The organism is Desulfoluna butyratoxydans (assembly GCF_900699765.1).
GTDB lineage: Bacteria > Desulfobacterota > Desulfobacteria > Desulfobacterales > Desulfolunaceae > Desulfoluna > Desulfoluna butyratoxydans.
Window position 1 is genome coordinate 485,572 of the sequence record NZ_CAADHO010000005.1, and the last position, 6,617, is coordinate 492,188.

Sequence of the window (6,617 nt, forward strand, 5' to 3'; positions counted from 1 at the left end):
AGCGGCACTTCTCCCCTTGGCTGGACGGTCCCGAAAGGGTCAAGGGAGCCCTTTGACGGGCCCCCTCTTCCCTTTTCAGGATCAGCTTTTCTCCTACTGGGCTACGCAGCTGCGAACAGACTTGTCGCCGTCTACGCGAGTGCCGCACTCGGCAACGCCCTCGGGGGGAGTCACGCGAACGGTGGCCACTTTGTTCTGGGTAAAGAAGTCGATACCGTCTTTACCCTGGACCTTGTCGGTGCCGACAAGGGAGTCTTTGATACCGCCGAAGGGCAGGTAGGGGTGGGGGGCACAGACACCCACGTTCACACCCACCATGCCGACGTTGGCATCGGAGATGAATTTTTCGGTGTAGTACTGGTTCTGGGTAAAGATGCAGGCGCCGTTGCCGAAGGGCTGCTCCTTGATGAGTCCCAGCACGTCGTTCAGGTCGTTGATCTTCATGACGGAAACCACGGGGCCGAAGATCTCTTCCTGGGCGATGGTGCGACAGGGGGTGACATCGGTAAAGATCGTGGGACCGACAAAGTAGCCGTCCTTGTTCTTCTCGGGCAGCTCGGGGTTGCGACCGTCAAGAACGAGGTTGGAGCCGCCTTCGATGCCGATCTCGATGTACTTTTCGATGCGCTCCTTGGCTGCCTTGGTGATGACGGGTCCCATGTAGATATCGGGGTCCATGGCATCACCCACGGTGACCTTCTTGGAGGCTTCGACCATGCGCTCGATGCACTCGTCGTAGACTTCCGGAACAACGGCGATGATGGAGCCAGCCAGGCAGCGCTGCCCTGCGGAGCCGTAGGCGGAATGGATGAAGTTCTCGATGAACACATCCATGTTGGCGTCTTCCATGACCACAAGGAAGTTCTTGGCGCCGCCGAGAAGCATGGAGCGCTTACCGTTTTTGCCGCAGCCCTGGGCGATGGCCTTGGCCGTGGGGGAAGAGCCCACGAGGCAGACACCGGCAATTTCGGGACGGTCGTACCAGGCCTCAACCACGTTGGGGTCGCCGTGGATGATGTTGACCACGCCTTTGGGGAGCCCCACTTCGTTGAAGATGTCGCCGATGATCTGCATGAAGAGCGGTGACTCGTTGGAGGGCTTGTAGACAAAGGTGTTCCCGGTACCGATGGCGTAGGGGATGAACCAGCCAAAGACGAGTGCGGGGAAGTTAAAGGGAGCCACACCGCCGAACACGCCCATGGGCTCTTTGGTCACGCGACCGTTGATGCCGTTGGCGATCTTGTCCAGGGTCTCGCCCTGCATCAGGGTGGGGATGCTACAGGCAGCTTCAAAGATCTGGACAACGCGCATCACCTCACCGCGGGCTTCACTGATGTGCTTGGCCTGGTCGGTGGCAATGGCAACGGCCAGCTCTTCCTGGTGGTCAAGCATGGCCTGACGAAGAGCAAAAAGGTAACCTACGCGCTTGCCGATGGACAGGTTCTTCCATGCGGGGAAAGCGGCATCCGCAGCCTTGACTGCTTCAATGGAGGCCTCGGTGCTGCTCATGGGAACTTCACCGATCACTTCACCTGTAGAGGGGTTGTGCAGGGGAATATAAGTTGCTTTGGGGTCTTCAACCCACTCACCGTTGATGAAGTTCTTGACTCTCGTAAATTCCATGTAACTGCTCTCCTTTTGAAAAGCGTGTTTCAAGACGCCGGGGTCTTCATAAACCCAGCCCCGGCGAAATGGTCTTCAGTTATAACCACAGGTCCCTCCGGCTCCCGACAGGAGCCGGAGAGAGGCTGTTATTCAGTATAGGTGTCGGCAACATTGAGGGCTTCGTCCATCTTGGCGATGCCTTCGTCGATCTCATCCTTGGTCACGATAAGCGCGGGAGCCATGGCGATAACGTTGCTGGGGTTGGCGGCCATGGCCATCATGCCCAGCTCGCCGAGCTTGGCGGCAACGGCGGTCTTGGGGTTGAGGCCCTTTTTAACGCGGTCCGCAACGGCCATGATGGGCTCTTTGGTCTCCTTGTTCTTGACCAGCTCAATGCCCACGAACAGACCCTTGCCGCGAACATCGCCCACGCTGGGGTGTTTCTCCTTGAGCTCCATGGCCTTGTCCAGGAGGTAGGCGCCCATGACGCGGGAGTTCTCGATAAGATTGTCTTCCTGGTAGATGGGAAGCACCGCACCGGCGGCCGCGCAGCTCATGGCATGGCCTGCGTAGGTGCAGCCGTGGCCGAAGAAGGTGTTCTTGAAGGCTTCGCCGATGTGCTCACGCACAATGGTGGCACCGATGGGCAGGTAACCGCAGGAGAGGCCCTTGGCCATGGTCATGATGTCGGGCACCACGTCCCAGTGGTTCATGGCGAACCACTCACCGGTACGACCGAAGCCGGTCATGACCTCGTCGGCGATCATGAGAACGCCCCACTTGTCGCAGACAGCTCGGAGTTCCTTCATGTACTCGTCGGGAGGCACGATGATGCCGTTGGCGCCGGTGATGGGCTCGAAGATGATGGCAGCCACTTTGTCGCCGCCGCCTTCGAGTTCAATCACTTCGTCCACGTACTTGACGCACTCCATCTTACAGCCGGGGTAGCTCTGGCCGAACATGCAGCGGTAGCAGTAGGGCTGGGGCACGCGAACGAGATCCGCACCGCCCAGAACCTGCTGCCAGCCGCGGGAGTCGCCCAGGGAAAGGCTCATGGAGGTGGCGGTGCCGCCGTGGTAGCTGCGGAAACGACCGATGATCTTGCGGCGTCCGGTGAACTGGTGGGCAATCTTAATGGCCGCTTCGTTGGCCTCGGTGCCGCCCAGGGAGATGAAGGACTTGGAGAGGTCTCCGGGGGTCACTTCCGCCAGCATCTTGGCCAGGACTGCGCGGGGCTTGGTGGACATGCTGGGAGCAAAGGAGGTCAGCTCGTTGGCCTGCTTGCACATGGCGTCGATAACGCGCTGGTCCTGGTGGCCGATGTTGTGGCTGACAAAGCAGGAGCTGAAGTCCAGGCGCTCACGACCGTCTTCGGTGGTAAAACGAACACCCTTGGCGGACACAACGCGCAGGGGGGACTTCTCGGGCTGGTAAGACCAGGAATGAAAGTTGTTTTTCACCTCGTAGGAATCGAGGTCTTCCTTGGTTGTGGGGATGCTTTTTAAATCTATCAATGGTCCACTCCTTCCAGAAAAAATGGAAACTCATGTATGTTAAAGACAGGTGGGGGCGCCGACCCTCCCGACTCACTTCGGCTGCATAAGACGCGTTCTGCGAAGCATCGGCCCCCCGTCTGTATTGTCTTGTTCCGGGTATTTCTTTGGTAACCGTCTTAAAATACCGGAATTAAACCACGCCCTGATCGATCATGGCGTCCACAACCTTGATGAAACCAGCAATGTTGGCACCGGCCACGTAGTTCCCGGGCATGCCGTACTGCTCGGCTGCGGACAGGCAGGTGTTGTGGATGTTCTGCATGATTCCTTTAAGGCGTGCGTCCACTTCCTCGCGGCCCCAGGCAAGGCGCATGCTGTTCTGGCTCATCTCCAGGCCGGAGGTGGCCACACCGCCTGCGTTGGCTGCCTTAGCGGGGGCAAAGAGGATCCCGTTCTCCTTGAAGTGGTGTGCAGCCTCAAGGGTACAGGGCATGTTGGCCACCTCAACCACGGCCTTGCAGCCGTTGGCAACGAGGGTCTTGGCGTCATCAAGCTGGAGTTCGTTTTCAAGGGCAGTGGGCATGGCCACGTCGCAGGGGACTTCCCAGGGCCTTTTGCCGGGAACCCACTCACAGCCGTACTTGTCGGCATAATCCTTGGCGGGACGACGGTAAATGGTCCAAAGGTCGGCCATGTACTTCAGCTTCTCACCCTTGATGCCGTCGGGGTCATGAACGTAACCGTACTCGTCGCCGATGGTGACCACCTTGCCGCCGAGTTCATTGATTTTTTCAATGACATAGGTGCCGGCGTTGCCGTAACCGGAAATGGCTACGGTCTTGCCTTCAATGCTCTCACCGCGGGTCTTGAGCATCTCGTCCAGGAAGTAGACGGCGCCGTACCCTGTGGCTTCGGGGCGAACCAGGCTGCCGCCCCAGTTGAGGCCCTTGCCGGTGAGAACCCCGGTGAACTCGTTGGTGAGTTTTTTGTACATACCGAACAGGTAGCCGATCTCACGGGCCCCTACCCCCACATCGCCGGCAGGTACGTCGGTGTTGGGACCGATGTGACGGAAGAGTTCCGCCATAAAGCTCTGGCAAAAGCGCATGACTTCGTTGTCGGACTTGCCTTTGGGGTCGAAGTCGGAGCCTGCTTTGCCGCCTCCCATGGGAAGGGTTGTCAGAGCGTTCTTAAAGACCTGCTCAAAGGCGAGGAATTTGAGAATACTGAGGTTCACCGAGGGGTGAAAACGACATCCGCCCTTGTAGGGGCCGATGGCACTGTTCATCTGAACGCGAAAGGCTCGGTTCACCTGAATCTTGCCTTCATCGTCGAGCCAGGGGACTCGAAACATAATGACACGCTCCGGCTCCACAAGTCTCTCCAGGACATTGTGCTGTCGGTACTGAGGGTTCTGCTCAAGAACGGGCATTACGGACTCCACCACTTCGGTAACGGCCTGGTGGAATTCCGGCTGATGAGGGTCTCTGTTTTTTACGATTTCTAAAATCTCTGACATGTCGCTTATCCCAATTTAATATACATACCAGCGCATCACCGATGATGCGTGATCTTCTGTATCTGATATATCAGATACCAAAAGAGAGCGTCAAGAACTAAAACAGCGTTCCGTTGCATTTTAAAATCAGTCAAAGCCACACGATTGGCAAAGGCTGCGTTCACCCTGCCCTGAACACACAAACCAGTGGCCTGTGACCCATTGAATATGTTGATCAAACGGACTGATGACACCTTGCGCAACGCCCCCGTACCCTCACCTCCGGCCCCCGGCGTTAGCAGCACGATTCCATGGCTAAATGCACCGCCACAACCCCTCAAAGGGGCATCATGGAAACAGCGTACCGTGGAGCCCATGAGCACCTTTATATAAAGATGCCCGATCGACAAATGGAACATTCACCGAGGTCTCAGAAGGGAAAACAGGAAGAAGCGTCACGTGAAAGGAGCCATGAAAGAAAAGAAGCTGAGAGAAAGATCATGAAGAAAGGAAATAACAAAATCCAGGAGATAACCACCTAAAAAAGCATGATATTACATACCACGCCGGAGGTACAGCGTCAAGATTCCTGGTGCTCTTGCACGCCCCTATCCGGAAGAACCGAAACATTCAGACAAAAAAAACCGCCTCTTCCTGAAAAATTCGAAAGAGGCGGTTTTTTAAAACGAAGCCAAGGGATCTACCGGGCCGGGGCACATAACGCATCCAGCTGCCCGTACACCCCACAAAAATCAGTGATGAGCGACTTCTTCGGGAGCATGGCTGTCGCCATGGGCGTCATGGGCTTCTTCGACAGGCTCGGCATCGGCCTCAACGTCAGCCGCAGGCTCCTGGACGGCATCCGCCTCTGCATGAACAGCCTCGTCTGCTTCTGCAGCTTCAGCAACAGCTTCGGTGGCCTCCGGAGCTTCCGCAGCAACAACCCACTTGCCACCTTTTTTCTCGAGGAAAATCTGCTCTTTGTAGGAGATGCTGCCTTCAATGGATACCGTAGCCGTGTCATCGCCGGTATCCACGACATCATAATTGAGCTCGGTCAAATTGGCTTCGGCACCGGCAAACCGTTTTTCCATGTACTTCTTCCCGACATCTTCGGGGGTCACCTTTTCGCTCCCGCATCCCGCCATCAACAGAACACCGGCGGAGCAGAACAGAACCAGAAGCTTCTTCATTGTCGTCTCCTCTGTTTTCATGCATGATTTATATAACACTGTTCATGAGCCACTCAGGCTCGATTGTCCGGATTGAACCCTCGGGCAACCAGTTTTCCCCATGGAGAAACAGGCCCAATAAGTATCCATAGGCTATACAATTCCGGGACCAAAAAGTAAAGTGATGATTCCTCACCTTACTTCTATATCCGCCGAAGAAAGCCTATTATGATGCTTCTCCACTCTTCTTCGTAACAATCGATGTAAGACACAAACAGATCGACTCAGTAATTCTTACAGACATCTCTTGCACGCTAAGCCGTATCGTGTACCGGTGACTGCACGGTTTCCGAAGCGATGGTTGCAGGACCTGAACCGCATGGCATCACGCGACCCTCGGGTCCATCATTCCACCAAGATTACCATTACCGGCTATTCAAGCCATACATGATGCGCCCTGCAGGCTATCGCCCCCCACCCGCTTCGCGAACCGTGAGGTATGACTTCCAAGCCGCTTAGCGCTGCTCGAAGCATCGGCTTTCGGGGTGTCTGACCTTGCTGACAAACACGAATCGTTAAACCGGTGGCACCAAAAACAACACGAAATGACGACATAAAATCGATACATTTCGGGGTGATGAGGCGTCGTTCGATGAGCACAGGGAAGCTTACGAGACACCGATAGGCGTTGTGGGCTGTAGGGTGCGGCTCCCGCACCGTGTGGCGGACTGAGCTTACCCCCAATCTTTGACCACGAAACGGCAAAGTTAAGGTGGAAAAAGCATCCTTTTTCTGGCTTAAACTCCCAGCCACCTCAAACGGCAGGGAGCCTTGCTGTCAAGGCTG

5 protein-coding genes are annotated in these 6,617 nt (G+C 56.2%); 1 reads left to right on the forward strand and 4 read right to left on the reverse strand.

Going from position 1 to position 6,617, the window contains the following annotated elements; genetic code table 11:
• Positions 1-93: 93 nt before the first annotated feature.
• The 3 genes from mmsA to gdhA form a co-directional block, all read right to left on the reverse strand.
• A complete protein-coding gene (mmsA, locus tag MSL71_RS16090; protein ID WP_180142213.1) occupies positions 94-1,623 on the reverse strand; it encodes a CoA-acylating methylmalonate-semialdehyde dehydrogenase in 1,530 nt (509 codons plus the stop codon).
• 128 nt (positions 1,624-1,751) lie between these two features.
• Positions 1,752-3,119, reverse strand: a complete 1,368-nt coding sequence (locus MSL71_RS16095; protein ID WP_180142215.1) for an aminotransferase family protein — start codon at positions 3,117-3,119, stop codon at positions 1,752-1,754.
• 172 nt (positions 3,120-3,291) lie between these two features.
• A complete protein-coding gene (gene gdhA / locus MSL71_RS16100; protein WP_180142217.1) occupies positions 3,292-4,620 on the reverse strand; it encodes an NADP-specific glutamate dehydrogenase in 1,329 nt (442 codons plus the stop codon).
• Between the two features lie 329 nt (positions 4,621-4,949).
• On the opposite strand from gdhA, the gene MSL71_RS16105 reads away from it, so the two are divergent.
• Positions 4,950-5,141, forward strand: a complete 192-nt coding sequence (locus MSL71_RS16105; protein WP_180142219.1) for a hypothetical protein — start codon at positions 4,950-4,952, stop codon at positions 5,139-5,141.
• Positions 5,142-5,351: 210 nt separating this feature from the next.
• Here the strand turns inward: MSL71_RS16105 and MSL71_RS16110 are convergent, their stop codons facing one another.
• On the reverse strand, positions 5,352-5,792 hold the full coding sequence (locus tag MSL71_RS16110; protein WP_180142221.1) for a hypothetical protein: 441 nt from the start codon (positions 5,790-5,792) through the stop codon (positions 5,352-5,354).
• Between the last annotated feature and the right edge of the window lie 825 nt (positions 5,793-6,617).

Bases quoted from the DNA above. Each gene is read 5' to 3' on its own strand.
- mmsA (WP_180142213.1), bottom strand. From the start codon at position 1,623: ATGGAATTTACGAGAGTCAAGAACTTCATCAACGGTGAGTGGGTTGAA.
- gdhA (WP_180142217.1), bottom strand. From the start codon at position 4,620: ATGTCAGAGATTTTAGAAATCGTAAAAAACAGAGACCCTCATCAGCCG.
- MSL71_RS16105 (WP_180142219.1), top strand. From the start codon at position 4,950: ATGGAAACAGCGTACCGTGGAGCCCATGAGCACCTTTATATAAAGATG.
- MSL71_RS16110 (WP_180142221.1), bottom strand. From the start codon at position 5,792: ATGAAGAAGCTTCTGGTTCTGTTCTGCTCCGCCGGTGTTCTGTTGATG.